The organism is Pseudoalteromonas haloplanktis ATCC 14393 (genome assembly GCF_000238355.1).
GTDB lineage: Bacteria > Pseudomonadota > Gammaproteobacteria > Enterobacterales > Alteromonadaceae > Pseudoalteromonas > Pseudoalteromonas haloplanktis.
In genome coordinates, this window is sequence record NZ_AHCA01000001.1 from 137,675 (window position 1) to 160,044 (window position 22,370).

The window sequence follows — 22,370 nt, forward strand, 5'->3', positions numbered from 1 at the left end:
AAACACAAAGGCGCTAATCTAGGTCGTGCTTTAGCGCGTCTATTTTCAATGGTAGATATTGTCGCCATAAATGACGACCTACAAAGAAATGCCAGGATTATTCCACAGCCTGTCGCACGGTGCACGCAATAAAAAAGCGTCAGCAAGCTTAACGCCTACGGTGGTGCAAGGGGGTTAATCCGTAGCCCGTGGCTCACCGCTTTTGTCTTCTCTTTGTGCAAATTGTTTTTAAGTAACTTATTCACAAAGAGGTCAAGAGGCGCTCCGCTGATGAGGAAAACACAAAGGCGCTAATGTAGGTCGTGCTTTAGCGCGTCAATTTCAACATTAGACATTGTCGCCATAAATGACGACCTACAGGTGTGATCAAGTAAAACGCGTCAGCAAGCTTAACGCCTACGGTGGTGCAAGGGGGTTAATCCGTAGCCCGCGGCTCACCGCTTTTGTCTTCTCTTTGTGCAAATTGTTTTTAAGTGATCTATTCACAAAGAGGTCAAGAGGCGCTGCGCTGATGAGGAAAACACAAAGGCGCTAATGTAGGTCGTGCTTTAGCGCGTCTATTTTCAACATTAGACATTGTCGCCATAAATGACGACCTACAAGATGTGATCAAGTAAAACGCGTCAGCAAGCTTAACGCCTACGGGGGGCAAGGGGGTTAACCCGTAGCCCGCCGCTCGAAGCTCGTACCTCGCGGCCCGCCGCTGTTCGCATTCCTACCCTAAAACGAATGGTTTTTCAAACATGCTAAATTAACAATGGCGAGTACTTGATCGTATTTAAAACAACCAAAACCAATGCTTTTTCCTTTATGAACAAAGGATTAATAAGCCTTTATTGCGATCTTTATATTCACGTTAACTGTCATCTGTTCACCTTTTGAGCGCTAAAATTGTACAACTGTTATTTTCGGTTACAAAACGGTTCACCGTGGTCACACAACAGACCTTCAAAATTGATCCAGATCAAATAATATGCGCCACCGGTGGTTAAAATATCGCCTCTTAAAAATCTGGAGCGTAATTATGTTCGATTCTTCTATGCATATTCTCATTGTAGACGACCACGCATTTGTGCGTCGTGCGCTTACTTCGATGATCAACCAACTGGGTGATCATCAAGTGACTCATGCCAATGATGGTGATGAGGCCTTAAAGTTAATCAACACATTAACGCCCGATATTATTATTTGTGATTTAGCGATGCCGAATATGGATGGCTTAGCGTTACTTAGGCAGTTAAGCGCGCAAAAGTTTGCGGGTAGCGTTATTTTGTCTAGTGCGTCTGATGCAAGTTTATTGCGCGCAGCGGCCAATTTAGTGAATGCCTTTGGCCTTAATTTGCTAGGGATCATGCCTAAACCTAGCTCCCATAGTCAGTTAAGCCATTTTTTTAACGCACATCAAAACCGTTTTATTCAGCCAACTAAGCAATCAACTATTAAAGTGGATACTCAAAAAGGCGTATTGCAACAGGCGCTTGCGCAAGGGCAGTTTATAGCGGTATACCAGCCACAGGTTGATTTTAAATCAGGTGACTGTATTGGCCTGGAAGCGCTATGTCGTTGGCAACACCCTGAATTAGGCTTGTTATCCCCCTACTTTTTTATCGATCAAATAGAAGATGCAGGGCTAATGCCGGCGCTAACGCTGAGCATTATTGAACAAAGCGTTACTATGCTTGAACAATTACCCGCTGAATTTAGTAATACAAAGTTATCGATTAACTTAACCCCTTCGTGCTTATCAAACGAAACCGTGAGCCATATTTTAGCTGATCAACCCTTGATGGCCCTTGCGCAACGTAAACGTATTTCTCTTGAGGTAACCGAACAAACTGAATTATTAAGTGATAGCTTATCGCTTGAGCTGTTGTCTCGCTTACGCATGAATGGCTTTAATTTATCAGTTGATGACTTTGGTACTGGTTACTCATCATTGCAGCAATTAAGTCAGTATCCGTTTAATGAAATTAAGCTCGATCGTAGCTTTGTAACTGACGCACTAAACGACCCACAATCTGGCGCTATTGTTGAAATGGCCATTCAGTTAGCAAAAAAACTCCACATGAAAGTGGTGGTTGAAGGGGTCGAAACGTTTGCGCAATGGCAACATATGCAATTACTAGGCGCCGATACCTGCCAAGGTTTTTACTGCGCTAAACCAATGCATTCCACGCAACTAGCAACGTGGAATGCCCGCTGGCAATCACAATATCAAGCTATTAAAGTAAACGCTGATGAGGCATTACGCGCTTGAACTTTTTAACTGATAAGCGCATTTTGGTGATTGATGATAGCAGTTTAATTTTATCGGCTATTCGCTTAATGCTCGTTAATAAAGGCGCTTTAGCAAAGAATGTAATGTTAGCTAAAGACGCTAAAACCACCATTAGCGCATGTCAAAATCGCCGCTTTGACTTTATTTTATTTGATTACAATTTAGGCCAAGGCGCGGATGGATTACAGCTTTTAGCGCATTTAAGAATGGCCAAACTGATAGCTAAAGAGTGCGTTGTTTTTATTGTTACTGCAGAGCAATCTCGTCAAGTAGTGCATGGGTTTAGTGAATGGAAACCGGATGGGTATTTGGTTAAACCTTTTAATATTAATAACATGCTGCCACGAATGATTGCCTGTTATCGTAAAAAGTACGCTTTAATTGAACTTGAAAGCTGTTACTTAAAACACGGGTTTGAACGCGCTAAAAGTAGACTCTCTCGCTATACTGCATTGAACTACTATAACGAACTTGAACATGCTCTACTCACCTGGGATGAGCAAACAGCCAAGCTATGCCATAAGCTCAAAACACTCGTTGCGCAAGGCGATGATAATGCACGGCTAAATTACGCAAGCTGTTTACTTAATGATGGCAATAGTACTGATGCCGTTAATGTAATAAAGCCACTACTGGCCATCAAACGTTATCAATTAAGTGCATTAGATGTATGCGTCAGTGCCAGTTTAGGCCAAGGCCAGCTTCAGCAAGCGTATGATTACTTAGCACAAATGAACTTAATTGCCCCCGATAACCCACAGCGTTTATTAATGCAGTTTAATCTTGCGGTCATTTTAAATAATACTGACAATATGCAGCAAGCGGTAGCGCGTTATCAAAAAACCTCGCAGCACCTAAGTTGGTTAAATGTAGATTGCCAATTTAATGTATTACGCTGTTTATTAGCCCGTATCGAAAGCTTAAATGAAGGACGCTACGGCAGTGACTTTAAACGTCTCGAAACGAATTATTTGCACACGCGGTTAAAGATTCTACAAAACCCGCGAGCTGTTCAATTACACGAAATAAAAGACATTCTTGATGCGCGTTTTGCGTTATGTACAGGTGATCGCCAAGCTGCCATGCAGATTGTAAAAAAATACAGCGAATACGCAAATTATGTGGAGCTACCATTTTATTGCCAACTCGATATTGTGCACTTATACCGTCGTTTAGCCCTGCCCCTTCCTGACTTTATCAATAGTTTAAATAAAGATGAGTATAGCCAACATTTACTACTGCAAAATACGCTGCAATATGCTCACGCTTATCAACTCCATGTTGATGCTCAGATCAGGAAAATAAAAAGCGCTGAAAACAACGGTTTTTACATGCAAGCGGTCTGTATGAGTATTGCAGCCATTGATGACTTAGGAATAAACATTGAGCTCGCGCAATTACTATTACGCGGTTTTACTAAAGCAATTCCCATTAATGTTACTCCAATGCGGCTAAGGCAGTATTATTTATTAGCCAAACACAGCCTCACCCTCAATAAAAGCCAAGTTACTAATAGCGAGCTATATTATAAGTATTGTCGTTTTATTGAGTCCACAGTGAGCTTCTTAAACACCCAGCCAAAGGTAGCCGTATGATTTTTCAATATCGCTTAAAAGTTATCGCACTGCTAACGTGCTGTTTTTTAGTGTGCTGGCTTTTAAGTTTTAATGCCTTTGCTGATAGCGCTAAAAATCTCCCTGAGTCGCAGGTTACTGCGAGCAAAAAAATCTTGCTGGTCGGCGCTTTAAAGGGCAACTCTATTCCTTACTTTGCGGTGAAAGAAAACAATAAAGTGGGCGGTATTTATCCTGAGTACATCGAGCATTTGGCAAGTACTTTAAACTTACAAATACACTATCAATTTTATAACTCGGTAGCACAGCTAGAAGATGCCGCAAAACAAGGGCGTGTTGATATAGCATTAGGCTTACAAGTGACTGACGCGCGCAAAGATTACTTAACGCTCAGTAAAATAATTATGACGGTGCCACGTACGGTGTTAATAGCAAAAGAGATTGAAGCGTCACCATTTCAACTTAACGCAAACCCAGCTGTTAACCTCGCACTGTTTAAATATGATGTTGATAAAGAATATATTAAGCAGCTATTTCCTGATATTAAAAAGGTCGAAATAAAACAACAGCAAGATCTTGCACCAGCGTTTCACTATGGTCTGGTTAACGCCCATTTTGGTGACTCTTTATCTAACCAGTATTTAGCATCAAAATTAGCTATTAATAAATTTAGTATCGTTTCGCTGGATCATACCGCTAATAAAGTGTTTCATATTCCGCTAATTAGCAAAAATAGTACGCTTAATAACGCCATCAACAAGCTTATAGAAAACACAGATCCAATCACAGTATCAGCGATTGTTGCTCACGCGAGTCAGTGGCAACACTATACCAAAAAACCAGTTATGGTTATTAACCCACAACAACAAGACTGGTTAAAGCAGCATCAAGTGATTCGCTACACTACGTTACCTCAATGGCACACCATTACCATGTATGATCAATCAGGTAAGCCTAAAGGCTTGTCTATTGATGTGTTAAACCGTATCGCGGAAAAACTGGGGGTCACCTTAGAATACGTACCAACTCACTCCAGAGAAGAAGCACTAGCGCTACTAAAAACCGGTGATGTTGACTTGGTTCCTGCAGTATTGCGTTTGCAAAGTCGCAACGACATCATGAGTTTTTCGCAGCCTTATTTAAGTACACCTTGGAGTATGGTTGGACGTAAAGACTCGCAACTAGACGTAACTTTACTGCGCCAAGGAAAGTACAAAATAGCCTCGCCAAACAGCGATTATGCTCGCGCCATTATTTTAGATTACTTTCCAAATAGTGAGTTAATTATGCAAAGTAATATAGAAGAAAGCTTTGCGTTGTTAGATGAAAAAGAAGTCGATGCTGTATTTACAACCCTAGCAGCGTCACAGTCTTGGATTGAACATGGGGGCAATCATCATTACAAGCTGATACACGATTTTTTAGTAAATAATAATATAGACATACAACTAGGTGTAAGTAAGCACTCACAAGAGTTACTTGGTTTAGTTAATAATGGCCTTGATGCAATAGGCTATGATCAACTCGATAGCCTTGCCCGTAGCTGGGTGGAGCTTAATCCAAATCAAGGTGTAAATATTAAACAAATCATTTTTTACAGCTTGCTTGCATGTGCCTTATTTTTATTAGTCGTAGTTGGTTTTTTATATTGGAATAATAAGCTGCGTCAAGAAGTCAGGTTTCGCCGTAATGCGCAACAACGTGCATTACAAGCAGAGCAAAAGCTTACCTCTATAGCCAATGCTATTCCTGGTGCTGTGGTGCAATTTAAAATTGTTAATAAGCAGCTTATATTTACCTATGCCAGTAAGGGGATTGAAAGGTTTACTCCGTTTAAACGAATAAACTTATCAACTGAAGAGGCGGTGAATTTAACAGATGAAGACTTTCTAGCTTTGATCTCGAAAGACCAAGTAGACCAGCTTATCAATGCAGCTACTCAGGCGCTAAATGATAACCAGGGGATTGATTTTGAATGTGAATTAAATGCGCCCTATCGTAATTGGTTAAACTTGGTGGCATTTCCTGCTTATCAAGGTGATGATTGTGTCTGGAGCGGTGTATTACTTGAGATCAATCAACGTAAAGAGCAAGAGATTGCTCTCAGCGAAGAAAAAACCAAAGCGGAGCAAGCAGCCCTTGCTAAATCACGCTTTTTAGCAATGATGAGTCACGAAATTAGAACACCTCTAAGTGGTGTGATCACTACTACTGAGTTATTGTCACAATCAGCCTTGGATTATCAGCAACGCGATGACGTGAATACCATTGCTACATCAGCGAATAATTTACTGCATATTCTCAATGATGTGCTCGATCATACAAAAATGGAAGAGCAACAGTTTGCCATCGAAAAAATAGAGTGTGATTTACTCGATATTGTTGAAAACGCGGTGCGGGCTCATGTCGCAAACACACAAGCTAAAAACTTAACCATGCGTGTTGATTTTGATCCCCAGTTACAACGCTTTATTGAAACCGATCCCGTCAGGTTGCAACAGGTGCTATCTAATTTACTCAGTAACGCAGTGAAGTTTACTGAGCAAGGCAAAATAACTATCAGCGTTAATGCTTTGCATAACGTGGGGAATGTTCAACACGTTGAGTTTAAAGTGACTGATGCAGGATTAGGTATTGCCATTGAAAATCAAAGCAAGCTGTTTACTCCTTTTATGCAAGCTGAAAGCTCAACTAATCGTCAATACGGTGGAACCGGGTTAGGACTGTCAATTTGCCAAATGCTGGTAAATCGTCTTGGTGGGGAAATCACCTTACACAGTGATTTAGGTAAAGGTAGTGAGTTTAGTTTTGTGATCCCCCTTGAGTGTTATAAAACCGCAGAGTTACCGACAACACCGGTTGAAAAATCATTATTACTCTTGGATGACGGCAGCGAATGTATTGCTCAAGTGATCAATTATTTAAAACGATGGGGTATTGCGTTTATTCATGAACCAAACCACAGTAATCCTGAGTCTTGGTTAAACCCACATAATTACACAAATTGTATGGTTATTTTTCATCAACAACTAAGCAATATTTCACACCTTAAAACCAGCGATGCAAGTAATGTATGGGTTAAGCTGTGCATGGCGGCAAATAATGAACTTGATGCAGACTTATTTATACCGAGCAATCCTTTGTTAGTGTCTCCTTTACTTAATCTGATCGCCAAAGCCAATGACAGTCAATTAATGGATACTGTCCATCAAGAACAAAACCACGAAATTATTCTCCAAAGCAGGGAGCAGGCTATCAGCAGCGGTCGGCTAATTTTAGTGGCTGAAGATCACCCAACCAACCGACAAGTGATCAAACGCCAACTTGAAACCTTAGGCTATCAAGCTGACTATGTTGAAAACGGCGTACAAGCCCTGCAAGCAATTACTGAACAACATTACAATTTGTTGATCACCGATTGCCACATGCCAGAGCTCGATGGCTATGGGTTAACCCGCGCTCTGCGTGAGCAAGGAAATAACATGCCAATCATTGCCTTTACCGCCAATGCGCTCACTGGCGAAGCGCAGCGTTGCTTAGACATAGGAATGAACGGCTATATAAGTAAGCCGGTCAGCCAAAGTGTATTGCAAGCTAAGCTAAACAAGTATTTACCGACGCTGAGCCAGATAACCATACCTGTCAGCTCTGTGCAAAATAACTTACCCATAAACACGCATCATAAGGCCACTGAAATGCATTTTAATATTCTAGAACTACAAACTATGTTTGGTTCTAAAGAGTCTGTGTTGGAGTTGCTTGCAGAGTTTATTGACAGTTTAAAGGCTGATATCAGCGAGCTGAGTGACGCATATGCACAGCTTGATTTTACACAGCTCAATACAATTGCGCATCGCTTAAAAGGCGCGGCTCAAATGGTCATGGCAAACGCATTAAGTGAACTTGCAAGCACCTTAGAAAATGCAGCCAAACAGCAGCAAGCTGCTTTGTGTAAACTAAAAATAACCGCCCTTAATGATTGCCTAAAACAATATGAAAACTCATTAAACACATTGTTTTGATGACCCTGTCACCAGAATATTTACCCAACGAATGGAGTGCTTTTTATCAACAAATTGTTTAACAACCACGCTAAGTGAATATTTTTTATATAAAATCAGCTCAAAGTTAACGGAAAAGTAAACGTCACTGTAATACCCTGCTGAGGCTCGCTATTTGCTTTTACATCGCCTTGTAGGGCTTGGGTTGCAAGGTTATAAACAATGGCCATACCTAAACCACTGCCGCCATTACCTCGGGTGGTGGTAAAAAAAGGATCAAATACATTCTGTAACACGCTTTTAGTCATCCCATGGCCGTTATCACGATAACGTAATGTGTAGGTATTTTGCTGCGTATCTACCTGTACTGTGATGTTTATCTGATTATCTTTACGGTCTTTAAAGCCATGTACGCAACTGTTACTTACTAAATTCATTAAAATTTGACTTAAAGCCCCTGAAACGGTGACTATGCTAAGTGTTTCATCGCACTCAATGGTGGTGTTAACTTGATGGCTTCGGGTTAATGGCGTAAGACTATGTACGGTATTAGCTAAGTAATCATTTAAGATCACTGTGCTAATATCAAGAGAGGATTGATCAACGGCAGTTTGCTTAAAATTACAGATCAGAGCTGCGGCCCTATCTAAGTTGCTACTTGAAATCCTTAAACACTCATCTATATGCGTAAGAAACGCCACTAAGCTATTTTTCGATAGCGTATTATTTTCCAGCTGTTGTGTCAGTCGCTTTAGGTTATCAGTTGCCGAACTATTGGCTGTTACGGCAACACCAATGGGCGTATTTACTTCATGAGCAACGCCTGCAACAAGGTTCCCTAATGCTGCCATTTTTTCTGATTCGATGAGTTTTTCTTGCGTTCCGGTTAATGCTTCTAAGGTTTTTTGTAGGGTATTTGTACGCTCAACTACACGCTCTTCTAGGTAACGATTTGCAGCTTCTAACTCTTGCTTGACTAATCTGCTTTCTTGCGCCGAAAGTGCCCGACCATAAAGATCAGCCAAACCCGAAAGAAACGTACATTCGTCATCATCCCATTGTCTAAAACTGCCAATATGCTCACAACAAAAAATACCTATCATTTTGCCTTTAAAACGCAGAGGAGCATCCAGCATGGAGTGAATACCTAGTGGGGTTAAGTAGTGCTCAGAGAATTCGTATGTTGCCGGATCGGTATGCGCGTTATTGGCAATTATCACTCGTTGTGTATCTAACGCCCTGAAATAAGAAGGAAAACTAGCGCGCGTTAAAATCAACGTTTGAGCTGGTTCAGTGTTCGTTTTATCTAACAGTAATTGGCAATGGCATTCACTATTATCGCTATTTAACAACCATATGCTGGCACGTGTCGTATTAAGACCATCGATAATAGCTTTTACAATCAATTGCTCGGCAAGCTCTATATATCCATCGTCTAAAATTGCCGATGTAGACACCTTATAAAGTAATTGCACAAGCTGTTGCCGCATTGATGAAACTTCCCAAACGATTATCGTAAGTTTAGTTTAGCTTATTAAATTAATTTCTACCTCTGCATTTATAAAGCTTTAAATATTAAGACATTGTTCAGATAGGTTTGGTTATTATAAAGCCACACTCCTGTTGATACCCCTAACGACTTTATGTTGTTTAAGCAGTTTGACCAGCTCACCCTTGAGCTGGTTTTTTTTGCCCGCGTTTTGCCTAGTGCCAACTTAGCTAGCATGTTACAGTTTATCTCATTCAAACAGCATTTAAATATCAACTAGGCAGCACAATGCATCATTATTTATTATCCGCTTTACTTGTTATTGCTACTTTAGTGACAGCCCCAATAATGGCCCAGGAGTCTCGCTCTGAGCCTAGCCAGCAACAGCAACAACAAGCACTCGAAGAATTGCAAGAGCCAATGTATAAGCCATTGATGGAGCGCTATATTCTTGATGAACTTAAAGCGGTACGTCAAGATCAGCAAAAACTACGCGAAGATGTCACAAAACAAGTAACACATACCCAACTCGATACCGCCGATCGCGCGCTAACTTACACAACCGACACCATTAACAATGTGTTTTTTATTATCACGATCACCGCATCAATTTTAGTACTTGTGGGCTGGAATTCATTGCGTGATGTAAAGAATAAAGTAGAAGATATCGTTAATAGTCGCGTTAGCGCAATTACAATGGAATACGAAGAGCGCTTAAATATACTTGAAGAAAAACTGCGTGTTCGCTCTGAAGAAATCTTAAGTAATCAGCAAAAAATATCGGTCACTAACGAAGTTCACTCACTGTGGATGCGCGCAAACTTAGAAAGCGATATTGCGAATAAGATTGAGATTTTCGATGAAATATTAAAACGAAAACCTGAAGATGTTGAAGCTATCGCCTATAAGGCCGATGCACTGTTAGAGTTAAACCAAACAGCAAAAGCGATTGCGCTGTGTAATCAAGCGTTAGATATTGATAGTGATTATGGCTATGCGTATTGGCAACGTGCCTGTGCCTACGCTCTAACTCACAAACATGCTGATGCATTAGCAGATATAAAAATGTCGTTGGAATATTCACCCAATTTACGCAACGAGCTGTTACATGAAAGTGCGTTTGCCAGTTTGCACGACAATAACAGTTTTAATGCGATTGTCGCTGGCGACAAAAATTAATTGAGCCTGTGCGGCTCAACGTTCTAAGAAATTTTCGATTGCTTGAGTGAGTAACTCGTCGAGTTGCTCTTCAAACTCATCTTTTGTGGTATCGAAATGAGTTAAGTACGTGTGAGCCTGTGATTCAGACAATAGTCGAGTATTTATACTGTATTGACGTTCCGCCTTACTTTTATCAAAGCGTGGCGTAAACTGATAGTGTGCAAAATAAGGGGCGGCAAGTTGTTGGTTTGCATATACACAAAAATGTTCAATCATTTGCGCACCACTAGGGCCAAGGCAACCAGGCTCAACACGATAAAGTAAATAAAGTTTTTTATCGTCACTTAGCTGCATTTATATCCCCTCATTGTTGTTATCTAAAAAACAACACCTTGGTAATTTTACCATTTTCAACTTGATAGCTAGAGATCAACTCTGAGCGTTTATCAATTACGTTCGGATCGGTTGAACAGGTTTCTGATAACTCATGATCAATAACTATATTACCGTGTACGATACGCTTTATAGGTGATGATTTGATACACTTTAATTTTTTAAACACGATCCCATAACGGGCAATGAGTTTTTCTTTCCCTTTAAAGAGTAACTCATTTGGAAAAGCATAAAACTCAACATTTTCATCATACATGCTGATAAATGCGTCAATATTTCTGGCGTTATAGGCCTTAATTAACTGCTCGATAACCGCTAATGATTCTCGTGACTGTTTTGCTTTTACTTGTTGTTTTAAAGTGAGCGCTTCTTTAGCTTGCGTAACGGCTTGCTCCGCTTGGGCTACCGCAACGGCCTTTTCTTGCTGAGTTTTAGGAATATCTGCAGGTTTTGCCGCTTCAGTGCCAAGTACCTTGCTGGTATCAACCACTTCAATCATGTTTGCTTTATTTGGATCAACCACCACAGGCTGGGTAGACTCAATATGGCTAGGCGCTGGCTGAGCGGCATTTTCAGGCGTTAATGTAATAACAGCAGGGCTATCTTGTAATTCACTTTCAACAGCTTGCTCTTTAGCAGCAGTAGCGTCATTCGTTTTGACGACAACAGCTTGTGACTGGGAGTCAACTGTTTCAACTTCAGTTGCGAATAATTGCCATGAAAATAACAAACTAACGACAAAAAATAACGGTTTCATACTGTTCCTGAGTAATTTAAGAAACGCTAAAATAACAAAATTTAGCGTTTCGCGATAGTTATTTACCAATATTGCTCAACGGTAATTTGCCCAGGCTCTCTACGGCGATTACGGGTATAACCTCGCTCAGTTAATAATGCTGATGTGTCTTTAACCATATCTGGATTTCCACAGATCATAAATTGAGCATTTTGTGGTGTGACTGCACTTTGGCAATGTGTGAACAAACTGCCATCAGCAATGCCACTGGTGATACGCCCATTTAAGCCGATAATCGCCGGCTCTCGACTCACTACGGGTAAGTAATGTAATTGCGCATACTGCTGCTGTAACTGAGCTATTTTATCTTGATAACTTAAGTCTGCATTCAAACGCACACCATGCACTAAAGTAATGTGTTTAAACTGCTGCCATACATCGCCTTGTTCTAAAATAGATAAAAACGGGCCGATTGCAGTGCCAGTACTAAGCATAAATAATTGCTCACTTGTAGGGACTTCATCCAAGGTAAAAAAGCCACTGGCGCGTCGCTCTATTAAAACGGTATCGCCAGGGGTTAATTTAGCAAGTTGTTGCGATAACAATCCATCAGCAACATTTATAAGGTAAAACTCTAAGTCAGCTGAATCAGGGGAATTCACATACGAATAAGCTCGCGCAATGCGTTTATCGTCCATCATCATCGACAGCTTAGTAAACTGCCCTGCTTTAAATGGCTCAACATCGGCGTTAACAATCAAGCTAAATAAGGTGTCTGTCCACCAAACAATATCTTTAACCTTCGCCTCAACCCAATTAGACACAACCACACTCCTTTCGTTATTGCTTTATATAACAGTGGCAAAGGAACAAAGGGGTGTCAATGTTTGAGCGGTCAGCGGTCAGCGGTCAGCGGTCAAAAAATAAAAAATCATTAATTTCTGTCAAGTTCTTAATGCTATCAAGCCTGCGAATTATTGATCGTATTAAAATCTGATGGCTGAAAGCTGATAGCTTACGGCTTGTTTTCATAAAAAAAGCCGCCTAGGGTTACTAGGCGGCTTTGGAGGTTAGTCTCACTGTATTTGGGCGTGTCTCCAAACGAGTGAATACGTTACCAAGGAACTTTTTACATTGTTTAGTTACACTGACTCTAGAGCAATCTTCACCATTTCGTTAAAGGTGCTTTGACGCTCTTCGCTGGGTGTTGCTTCACCGGTGATCACGTGATCACTTACAGTGAAAAGTGCCATTGCCTTTGCGCCATATTCGGCGGCAACGCCATATAAACCAGCGGTTTCCATATCAACCGCTAACATACCTAGTTTATCGAGTTCTTGATAAAAGGTGTTATCAGCCTGATAGAAAGTGTCGGTGGTAAATACATTACCTACTTTTGCTTTAATACCTAACTCTTTTGCAGCATTAACGCCGTTTACTAGTAGGTCAAAATCAGCAATTGCAGAGAAGTCATAACCACGTACGCGAGCACGATTTACGTTAGAGTCAGTGCTGGCGCCTTGGGCAAAAATGACATCGCGAATTTTAATATCGCTGCCAATACCGCCACAGGTGCCGATACGAATAAGGTTTTTAACGCCGTAACTAACAATCAATTCACGGGCATAAATTGACATAGATGGAATCCCCATCCCAGAGCCCATAATACTTACAGGCTTACCTTTGTAGGTTCCGGTAAAGCCATACATATTACGAACGCCTGTTACTTTAACTGCGTCATCAAGAAAGTTTTCTGCAATATATTGCGCGCGTAGTGGATCGCCTGGCATTAATACCGTTTGCGCGAAATCACCGTTGTTCGCTTCGATATGCGGAGTACTCATTATTCGTTTCCTTTTACAATTGGTGCTGTTAGCTTGTTAATAAAGCCATCACCATAGTCAAGTGCAGGTAAGTTAAACCACTGGGCAAGGGTTTGACCTATGTCTGCAAAGCTAGCACGTTCACCAAGCGGGGTATTTTCAAGCCCAGCTCGATAAGCAAGTACAGGTACATATTCACGGGTGTGCTCAGTGCCCGGGAATGTTGGATCACAACCGTGATCCGCTGTAATAATTAGTACGTCGTCTGGTTTAAGCTGCTTAAGAATTGTTGGTAAATAATCATCAAACTCTTTCAGTGCTTTTGCATACCCTACTGGGTTACGACGGTGGCCAAACTTCTCATCAAAATCAACGAGGTTGGTAAATATCAAACTATGATCAGGCGCTGACGCCATCACCTCAGAAGTTTTTTCAAGTAAGTTTTGTAAGCCAGGGGCTTTGTGCTTCTGGGTAATGCCTTGGTGTGCATAAATATCTGCAATTTTACCAATGCTTATTACTTCGCCGCCATCTTCTGCTAGTTTATCTAGCAAGGTTGGCGCTGGCGGTAGCACTGAATAATCACGACGGTTGCCTGTTCTGGCAAAATCCTGATTAGTCGAACCCAAAAATGGCCGCGCAATCACTCGTCCTATGTTCATTTCATCAAGCAGCGCCCGTGTGATTTCGCAGACCTGATAAAGTTTTTCTAGACCGAAAGTTTGTTCATGCGCGGCTATTTGAAACACGCTATCAGCTGAGGTGTAACAGATTGGTTTACCTGTTTTTACGTGCTCTTCACCTAGCTGTTCTAAAATGGTTGTTCCTGAAGCATGACAGTTACCTAAAATGCCAGGAATTCCCGTACGAGCAATTAACTCGTCAATAAATTCTTGCGGAAAACAAGGTTGTGTATCAGGGAAGTATCCCCAATCAAATAACACCGGCACACCGGCCATTTCCCAATGACCTGATGGTGTGTCTTTACCACTTGAAAGCTCTTTAGCATAACCCCAAGCCGCGATCGGCGTTTGGCGATCGCTAACTAGGCAAGGTTCATTGCCTGCAGCTTCACATGCATCAACTAATCCGAGTAAAGATAAGTTAGGCAGTGAAAGTGGTGAGCCTGTTTCGTCTGAGTATGCTTTTAGCAGATGTGCAAACGTATTCGCGCCTACGTCACCAAACTTGTCAGCGTCAGGGGCTGCACCTATGCCTAGGCTATCTGCCATCAATATAATTGCTCTTGCCATACTCACCTCGTCTGTCCAATGTGGCTACTTTATATTCTTGTGCTTTTTAACGTACAGGACATAAGTCCTGTTTCATAAAACCTAAACATTATAAATTTCACTCCTTAAAACGAAGCAAGAGAGATTATTCGTGTCTTTTTTGCTATTGTGATCTACCAACAATGTATCCTTCTGTGTGGATGAGAACTTTAGTGACACGAACAATAATAGCCATTGCTGGCGCTTCTGCGTCGGGAAAATCTCTTTTTAGCCAAACTATTTATAATGAATTGGTTAACGAGCTTGAACCAGGCGCTATCGCCGTGATCGAAGAAGATGCGTATTACAAAGATCAATCGCACTTGCCATTTGATCACCGTACGCAAACAAACTACGACCACCCTGATGCGTTTGAACATGAGTTAATGTACAAGCATTTGACTCAATTACGCAGCGGTGAAGCGGTAGAAGTACCGACCTATGATTATGCTCAGCATACTCGCAGTGATAAAACACGCACTGTGATGCCTGCTGAAATTCTTATAGTGGAAGGCATTTTATTGCTTAGCGATAAAGCGCTACGTAAAGAATTTGATATTAAAGTGTTTATTGATACACCTCTTGATATTTGCCTAATGCGCCGTATGCAACGTGATATGGAGCAGCGAGGCAGAACATTACAGTCCGTTGTTGAGCAGTATCAAGCAACTGTGAGACCCATGTTTTATCAGTTTATTGAGCCTTCAAAGCACAACGCTGATTTAGTGGTTACACGCGGTGGTATGAATCGTGTTGCGATTGATATAATTAAAAGTAAAATAAAATATTTACTGCAAAAATAACAACGGGAAATAACTAAACATGACAACATTTATGAGCTTAGTCGGCATGTGCGTGCTGCTAGGCATTGCTTTTGCGGCATCGACTAACCGCAAAGCGATTAGTTTACGAACGGTTGGTATTGCGTTTGCCATGCAATTTATTATTGGTGGATTTGTGCTGTTTTTTGAAACAGGTAAAAACGCCTTAGTGAGCATGTCAAAAGCGGTATCATCGGTAATTGGTTTTGCAAATGACGGAATATCGTTTTTATTCGGTTCACTTGCCAGCCAAGATACCTTAGGGTTTATTTTTGCCGTACAAGTTTTGCCCGTGATTGTGTTTTTCTCTGCGTTAGTTGCAGTGCTTTATCACATTGGCATTATGGATTGGATTATTAAAATCCTCGGCGGTGGCTTACAAAAGCTATTAAAAACCTCGCGCACAGAGTCGCTTTCAGCGACCGCCAATATTTTTGTTGGTCAGACTGAAGCGCCGCTGATTGTAAAACCATTTATAGCCACCATGACTAAGTCAGAGTTGTTTGCCGTGATGGTGGGTGGCTTAGCCACTGTAGCAGGCTCGGTAATGGCCGGTTACGTTATTATTGGCGTAGAGCTTAAATATTTAATTGCTGCCAGTTTTATGGCCGCACCGGGTGGTTTTTTAATGGCCAAGATGATTGTGCCAGAGACCGAGACCCCAAAAGATACATTAGCGGATCTTGAAGAAAGTGAAGACAAGCCTGTTAATGTGATAGATGCAGCAGCATCAGGCGCCGCCAACGGTATGCATTTAGCGCTCAATGTCGGTGCAATGTTATTAGCGTTTGTTGCTTTAATCGCGCTTTTAAACGGTTTATTAGGTGGTATTGGTGGCTGGTTTGATTATCCAACACTGACACTACAAGAGATTTTAGGTTATATATTTGCACCGGTTGCCTGGTTACTTGGCGTACCGTGGAATGAAGCAATTATAGCCGGCAGCTTTATTGGTCAAAAATTAGTAGTGAATGAATTTGTTGCTTATTTAGACTTTATAAATTATCGCGATACGTTAAGTGCGCACACACAAGCGATTGTCACATTCGCGTTATGTGGGTTTGCTAACTTATCATCGATAGCCATTTTACTAGGTGGATTAGGCGGTATGGCGCCTAGTCGGCGAAAGGATATCGCACGCTTAGGGCTCAGAGCAGTGTTAGCAGGATCTATGGCTAACCTTATGAGCGCCGCAATTGCAGGTTTTTTCCTCTCGCTAGCTTAGAAACTTTGAGATGAGCCTTAGTTGCAAAACAATAGGATAGCCCTTTAAGGGGTTAAAGAGCTATCTTACTTGAACGATACTTCACCAAGGGCCGCAAGGCCCTTTTATCGTTTAAGCAGTTAAATTTATTAATTTCATCACCCTTTCCTTTGCTATTGTTATACTTAATACTCTTGAGCTTACTTGGGTAAATAAATGCGACTACTTATCAGCTTTCTACTCATCATCAGCGTTCATAGTGTTGCACAGCCAAACTTAACCGTTGTTACAGAGCTATCACCACCGAATCAAATGCTGTTAAATAATCAGGTAACCGGTCACAGCACTCAACTAGTGAAAATGATACTCTCGCAAGCGCAACTTGATGCAGCAATCAGTATGTATCCGTGGGCACGTGCCTACAAAATGGCAAGCCATAACAGTAATACACTCATTTATAGTATGGCGCGTACACCTGAGCGTGAAGCGCTATTTCATTGGATAGGCCCAGTTGCACAGTTTAATATGGGTTTTGTTAAGCTAACCGAACGCACTGATATAAACGTTGAAAGCACTGATCAGGCTAAGCAATATAAAATTGCTGCACAACGCCATGACCTTGCATCTGACATATTGAAAAAGCGCGGCTTCGAGCTGATCCAGACCACTGACATTCAAAAGTCATATCAGTTATTACTGGCAAAAAAAGTGGATTTAGTGATCGATGATGCCAACTATATTGCTGCAATGAGTGAACAATTAGCGACTAACGCAAATGCCCTAACATTTGTTCATGCTATTGAGGGGTTAACGGTAGAGGGATACTTAGCAGCAAACATAAATACTGATGAGAAAGTGGTAGCAGAATTACAACAAGCTTTTTTAAAAATTAAGCACACACCACAATACCAGCAATTGATGAACAGTAACTAGCTCTATGCAAGCTTACTTCATATACCGGTTGCGGTAGAGCGCCAAATTATCTTGCTCTTTGAGTAGTTTTAGTTGTTGGTTAAAACGTTCAACAATTTCAATAGGTACTGCTTTATTAAACACTAAATAGTTGCCTTTTACTGCATCCACTGGCAGCTCCACAAGTTTCACCACCTCTTTGCCACCGTGGCCGAACTGCTGTAATTGATAGTCTAACGTTAATTCAGAGCCAAGCATTAGATCAATTTTGTTTTTAAAAAAAAGGTTCATATACTCATAATGATGCGCAACTTTTAGGAGGTTTTTGTTTTCTTTAAAGCCAATCGCCTCCACGAGCTCTTCATAAACATTACCTCTCACCACGCCTAAACTATAGTCACTAACATGAGTAAGATTAGTTGGATTGATATGTGTATTGCCAGTAAGACGATAAAAAAATGTCCGTGAAGAAACCAGCGGGCCAACCCAATAAAACAACGCTTCTCGCTCAGCACTGCGTGCAGTTGACACTAAACCTGAAAACGAATTTTGCTGTACTAAACTATAGGCTCGTGACCAAGGCAGCAATTCAAACTTACACTCTACTTGCGCGCGTTCACACAATGTACGGGTAATATCTAAGTTGATCCCTTGTAACTGTCCTTTATTAGAAAAGTTATAAGGTGGGAATTGCTCAGTATAAATAGTAATAAGTGGTTTCGCGCTGCACAAAGCCGAAAAAACTAAATTAACTACAAGAAAAATAAGTCGGAAGATAACCTGTCTCACTACAGGTGAATGATAATAGTTAAATATAGGGGGAAGGAGTTATTACGTCAATTTTCAGGCACAAAAAAGCAAGCCGTAGCTTGCTCTTTTTATTCTACCTAGAAGGTAAAATTAAACTGGAGTGATGTTCTCAGCTTGTGGACCTTTTTGACCTTGTGAAAGAGTGAACTCTACACGTTGGCCTTCAGCTAAAGTTTTGAAACCTTCGCTTTTGATTGCTGAGAAGTGAGCGAATACGTCTGGGCCATTTTCTTGCTCGATGAAACCAAAACCTTTAGACTCGTTGAACCACTTAACTGTACCTGATACGATGTTAGACATAGTAATATCCTGATATAAAAATAAAATAAATTGCTCATAAGAGCGGGTGTAGCAAAAAATGAGATGGTACTTTAAAAACTTCAGGACGGTACTACAAGTATTACTTATACAACATCGAAATGGAGATTTATAGCTTACATGCTTTCTTTCTAGCTGCGGCCCACTATATAGAGTTAATTGGCTATGTCAACTTCTTTATGATTTATTTCAATTTACTTTTTATAGATTAATCGCCTCAGCTCTTTGGCTAATACCACACAATACAACGATAGAGTTCATGCCACAAAAACACTATTCAACAGTCAGACTGTTATTCAATTTCGTCACTTATCGCAGCCACTAATCAGCTTATCGCAACCGATGAGGTGATTAGCCGTTATCCGCAGTATGCTAGACTTATTAAACATCTCGTGATATCAAATCCATCTCAGTCTGCTGTCATTTGTTATAAAATTTCATTAATCTAACAGCAAGCACTGTGTTAGTTAACTGAGCACTCACAACGATATCAAAACCATTTAATTTTTAAAAACTGACAAGAGAAAAACAATGAAACACTTACTCGCAACCGCGATCAGTTCAGCGTTATTACTAACAGCCTGTTCTGAACCTCAAACAACAACCACTAATACTCAAACAGAACAAACAGCAACGGCCGCACAAGTACAGCCAGCTAATCCACTGTTCGTAAAAAGCGCATTACAATACGAAACGCCTGACTTTAATGCGATTAAAGACGAGCACTTTATGCCTGCATTCAATAAAGGCATGACAGAGCAAATGGCAGAAGTACAAGCGATCATCAATAACTCTGCAAAACCGGACTTTAGTAATACCATTGTTGCACTTGAAAAAAGCGGTGAATTATTAACGCGCACACGCAGTATTTTTTATAATCTAGCTGGCAGTGATTCAAACCCTGCACGTCGTGAAATACAAAAAGAACTTGCGCCTAAAATGGCAGCGCACAACGATAATATCTTTTTAAATAAAGCATTATTTGAAAAAGTCGCAGCAATTCATGCTGAGTCAGATACACTCGCACTGAGCGCTGAAGAAACCCGCTTACTCGATGTTTATTACAAACGTTTTGTACGCGCAGGTGCGCAATTAAACGAAGAGCAAAAACAACAAATTCGTGATATCAATACCAAGCACTCAAGCTTAACCACGCAGTTCTCACAAAACTTATTAGCACTTACTAAGAGTAATGTTGTATTAGTTGCAGATAAAGCGCAGCTAGAAGGTTTACCTGCGGGTCAAATTGAGCAATTAGCAAACGCAGCAACAGAAGCTGGCCACCCAGGTCAATACCTAATAAAAATCACCAATACAACGCGCCAACCAATTTTAGCGGCGCTTAAAAACCGTGAATTACGTGAAAAAGTATGGCGCGCATCTGCTGAGCGTGCACTTTCTGGCGAAAATAGTAACCGCGAAATAGTGGCTGAACTTGCTCAGCTACGTGCTCAAAAAGCAAAATTACTTGGTTACGACAGTTGGGCAGCATTTGGTTTAGAGTCACAAATGGCCAAGAAGCCTGAAGCCGTATTCGATATGTTTGCCAGCATGATCCCTGCGTTAATGCAAAACGTCAATGCTGAAGCTGCAGCAATTCAAGCTAAAATCGATGCCTCTGGTGAGCAGTTTAAACTTCAACCATGGGACTGGTTATTCTATGCTGAGCAAGTACGTAAAGATAAGTACAACTTAGACGAAAATGCAGTAAAAGAATACTTTGAGTTTAACCGTGTGTTAGAAGACGGTGTGTTTTTCACTATGAACCGCTTATACGGTATTACTTTCAAGCCACGTAATGACTTACCGGTATATCACCCTGACGTAAAAGCCTATGAGCTATTTGATGCTGATGGCAAAAGCTTAGCAATTTTCTTTGCTGATTACTTTGCGCGTGAAGGTAAGCGCGGTGGTGCATGGATGAGTTCGTTTGTTAAACAATCTGGGTTAAAAGAGCAAAAGCCTGTGGTTGTAAATGTAATGAACATTCAAAAAGGCGCCAGTGGTGAGCCAACGCTGATTAGTTATGACGAAGCTACCACCATTTTCCACGAATTAGGGCATGGCTTACATGGTATGTTTTCTAACGTAAAATACCCGACTCTATCGGGCACGTCGGTATCACGTGATTTCGTTGAGTTCCCATCGACGTTTGAAGAAGATTGGGCTATGTACCCTGAAGTTATCGCTAACTATGCAAAACACCATGAAACAGGTGAGCCAATTCCTGATGAATTACTCACTAAAGTCATTCAATCTCGTAGTTTTAACCAAGGTTTCGATACGTTAGAGTACGTTGCTGCAGCTCTTTTAGATATGGAATGGCACTCACTCCCTGCTGATGCCCCTTTACAAGATATCGAGAAGTTTGAGCAACAAGCGCTAACCAAGCATGGGGTGAACGTACCATTTATACCACCACGTTATAAATCAGCGTTCTTCTCACACTCAATGGGTGGCGGTTACTCTGCGGGCTACTACGCATATATGTGGAGTGAGATCTTAGCGGCTGACGCCTTTGCATACGTGCAAGAGCAAGGCGGTTTAACCCGTAAAATGGGTGATAAATACCGTAAAGAAATCTTAGAGGTTGGTAACTCACGTGATCTAATGGAATCGTTTAAAGCGTTCCGCGGTCAAGAGCCTGATACCTCTGCATTATTAAAACGTCGTGGTTTGAAAGCGACCGTTCAATAGTAGATAATAACAAGGGGAAAGTGCATGCACTTTCCCCTTGGTTGCTAATTGGATTTAGTTACGAGTTGAACTTTGCTTTTCAGCTCGCTTATTTTCTTCATTGCACCACAAAATCAAAGTAAGTATTTGGGTAGGCTTGCGGTTTATAAGTAAAGTGCCACCACTCCATTGAGTAGGGTGAAAACCCTGCGGCAATCATAATATTTTTTAATTTATAGCGATTAGCTTTTTGTTCTTCTGTAATACGCGGATCGTCTGTATTTGAGAGCGGATCGAACATATCAAATAATGATCCCATGTGCAGCTCTTCACCCTTTGCATCAGTTAAAGTGAGATCTATGGTTGAGCCTCGGCTGTGTCCTGATTTCGCGGCGATGTAGCCACCGAGTAGCTGATCTTTCCCTAAGTTAGGGTAATACGCCGCTTTGGTTTTGGTATCGGCTTCGTCATTTACCCAACGCACAAAATGATCAACAGCACGCTGTGGTCGATAACAATCGTAGATTTTAAAATTGTATCCCGCTTTTTGTGCCTGAGTGTGCGCTTTTGCAAGGCCTGCTGCGGCAGTTTTATGCAGTAAGCATTTAGCGGCTTGATAACCTGTGATAGGTTCACCAACAAAATTTTGCCCGCTAAAATAACGAATGTCGAATAAAGCGGTCGGTATTAAAGTAGCAACGTCAACAAACTCACAGCGGTCATATTGGTCGACGCTGCTAAGCGGATTATGTGGCTCATTCGCTATTGCGACATTACTTAAAGCGCATACTCCAAGCAATGACACAACTTTAAAACTAATATTTAACAGCATTGTATTGGCTTTTATAATTAAAACTGGTTGTTAATATTACATAATTAAAAACTATTGCCAATAAATTATTC

17 protein-coding genes are annotated in these 22,370 nt (G+C 41.1%); 8 read left to right on the forward strand and 9 right to left on the reverse strand.

All coding sequences use genetic code 11. From position 1 onward, the window contains the following. Nucleotides 1-1,024 precede the first annotated feature (1,024 nt). From PHAL_RS0100525 to PHAL_RS0100535, 3 genes are read left to right on the forward strand one after another with little or no spacing between them, the layout of a single operon-like run. Nucleotides 1,025-2,257, forward strand: a complete 1,233-nt coding sequence (locus PHAL_RS0100525; RefSeq protein ID WP_016706438.1) for an EAL domain-containing response regulator — start codon at nucleotides 1,025-1,027, stop codon at nucleotides 2,255-2,257. Next, a complete protein-coding gene (locus PHAL_RS0100530) occupies nucleotides 2,254-3,873 on the forward strand; it encodes a response regulator (protein WP_016706439.1) in 1,620 nt (539 codons plus the stop codon). The genes PHAL_RS0100525 and PHAL_RS0100530 overlap by 4 nt, the downstream gene beginning before the upstream one ends. Beyond that, nucleotides 3,870-7,874, forward strand: a complete 4,005-nt coding sequence (locus tag PHAL_RS0100535; protein WP_016706440.1) for an ATP-binding protein — start codon at nucleotides 3,870-3,872, stop codon at nucleotides 7,872-7,874. The genes PHAL_RS0100530 and PHAL_RS0100535 overlap by 4 nt, the downstream gene beginning before the upstream one ends. A gap of 95 nt (nucleotides 7,875-7,969) precedes the next feature. On the opposite strand, the gene PHAL_RS0100540 is transcribed toward PHAL_RS0100535, so the two are convergent. Further along, nucleotides 7,970-9,343: a GAF domain-containing sensor histidine kinase gene (locus tag PHAL_RS0100540; RefSeq protein WP_016706441.1), complete on the reverse strand. Its 1,374-nt coding sequence runs from the start codon at nucleotides 9,341-9,343 to the stop codon at nucleotides 7,970-7,972. 347 nt (nucleotides 9,344-9,690) lie between these two features. Between PHAL_RS0100540 and PHAL_RS0100550 the strand changes: the two genes are divergently transcribed. After that, nucleotides 9,691-10,521: a tetratricopeptide repeat protein gene (locus tag PHAL_RS0100550; RefSeq protein ID WP_085999738.1), complete on the forward strand. Its 831-nt coding sequence runs from the start codon at nucleotides 9,691-9,693 to the stop codon at nucleotides 10,519-10,521. 15 nt (nucleotides 10,522-10,536) lie between these two features. On the opposite strand, the gene PHAL_RS0100555 is transcribed toward PHAL_RS0100550, so the two are convergent. From PHAL_RS0100555 to PHAL_RS0100580, 5 genes are all read right to left on the reverse strand, one after another. Next, nucleotides 10,537-10,857, reverse strand: coding sequence for a hypothetical protein (locus PHAL_RS0100555; protein WP_016706444.1), 321 nt, complete (start codon nucleotides 10,855-10,857; stop codon nucleotides 10,537-10,539). Nucleotides 10,858-10,876: 19 nt separating this feature from the next. Beyond that, nucleotides 10,877-11,653 carry a nuclear transport factor 2 family protein gene (locus PHAL_RS0100560; protein WP_016706445.1) on the reverse strand — a complete coding sequence of 259 codons (777 nt, stop codon included), beginning with the start codon at nucleotides 11,651-11,653 and terminating at the stop codon, nucleotides 10,877-10,879. Nucleotides 11,654-11,715: 62 nt separating this feature from the next. Continuing rightward, nucleotides 11,716-12,456, reverse strand: a complete 741-nt coding sequence (locus tag PHAL_RS0100565) for a ferredoxin--NADP reductase (RefSeq protein WP_016706446.1) — start codon at nucleotides 12,454-12,456, stop codon at nucleotides 11,716-11,718. A gap of 318 nt (nucleotides 12,457-12,774) precedes the next feature. Further along, nucleotides 12,775-13,476, reverse strand: coding sequence for a purine-nucleoside phosphorylase (gene deoD, locus PHAL_RS0100575; protein WP_016706448.1), 702 nt, complete (start codon nucleotides 13,474-13,476; stop codon nucleotides 12,775-12,777). Further along, nucleotides 13,476-14,708, reverse strand: a complete 1,233-nt coding sequence (locus tag PHAL_RS0100580) for a phosphopentomutase (RefSeq protein WP_016706449.1) — start codon at nucleotides 14,706-14,708, stop codon at nucleotides 13,476-13,478. The genes deoD and PHAL_RS0100580 overlap by 1 nt, the downstream gene beginning before the upstream one ends. 191 nt (nucleotides 14,709-14,899) lie before the next feature. On the opposite strand from PHAL_RS0100580, the gene udk reads away from it, so the two are divergent. The 3 genes from udk (at nucleotide 14,900) to PHAL_RS0100595 (ending at nucleotide 17,684) form a co-directional block, all read left to right on the forward strand. Continuing rightward, nucleotides 14,900-15,529: a uridine kinase gene (udk, locus tag PHAL_RS0100585; protein ID WP_016706450.1), complete on the forward strand. Its 630-nt coding sequence runs from the start codon at nucleotides 14,900-14,902 to the stop codon at nucleotides 15,527-15,529. A gap of 19 nt (nucleotides 15,530-15,548) precedes the next feature. Then, entirely contained in the window at nucleotides 15,549-16,772 is a 1,224-nt protein-coding gene (locus tag PHAL_RS0100590) for a NupC/NupG family nucleoside CNT transporter (protein ID WP_016706451.1), read from the forward strand. 195 nt (nucleotides 16,773-16,967) lie between these two features. Next, nucleotides 16,968-17,684 carry a substrate-binding periplasmic protein gene (locus PHAL_RS0100595; RefSeq protein WP_016706452.1) on the forward strand — a complete coding sequence of 239 codons (717 nt, stop codon included), beginning with the start codon at nucleotides 16,968-16,970 and terminating at the stop codon, nucleotides 17,682-17,684. Between the two features lie 12 nt (nucleotides 17,685-17,696). On the opposite strand, the gene PHAL_RS0100600 is transcribed toward PHAL_RS0100595, so the two are convergent. Both PHAL_RS0100600 and PHAL_RS0100605 read right to left on the reverse strand, forming a co-directional pair. Next, nucleotides 17,697-18,395 carry a substrate-binding periplasmic protein gene (locus PHAL_RS0100600; protein WP_016706453.1) on the reverse strand — a complete coding sequence of 233 codons (699 nt, stop codon included), beginning with the start codon at nucleotides 18,393-18,395 and terminating at the stop codon, nucleotides 17,697-17,699. A gap of 168 nt (nucleotides 18,396-18,563) precedes the next feature. Continuing rightward, a complete protein-coding gene (locus tag PHAL_RS0100605; RefSeq protein ID WP_016706454.1) occupies nucleotides 18,564-18,773 on the reverse strand; it encodes a cold-shock protein in 210 nt (69 codons plus the stop codon). Nucleotides 18,774-19,322: 549 nt separating this feature from the next. Here PHAL_RS0100605 and PHAL_RS0100615 point away from each other — a divergent pair. Beyond that, entirely contained in the window at nucleotides 19,323-21,488 is a 2,166-nt protein-coding gene (locus tag PHAL_RS0100615; RefSeq protein WP_016706455.1) for a M3 family metallopeptidase, read from the forward strand. A gap of 97 nt (nucleotides 21,489-21,585) precedes the next feature. Here the strand turns inward: PHAL_RS0100615 and PHAL_RS0100620 are convergent, their stop codons facing one another. Continuing rightward, nucleotides 21,586-22,299 carry a M15 family metallopeptidase gene (locus PHAL_RS0100620; protein WP_016706456.1) on the reverse strand — a complete coding sequence of 238 codons (714 nt, stop codon included), beginning with the start codon at nucleotides 22,297-22,299 and terminating at the stop codon, nucleotides 21,586-21,588. Nucleotides 22,300-22,370: the final 71 nt, after the last annotated feature.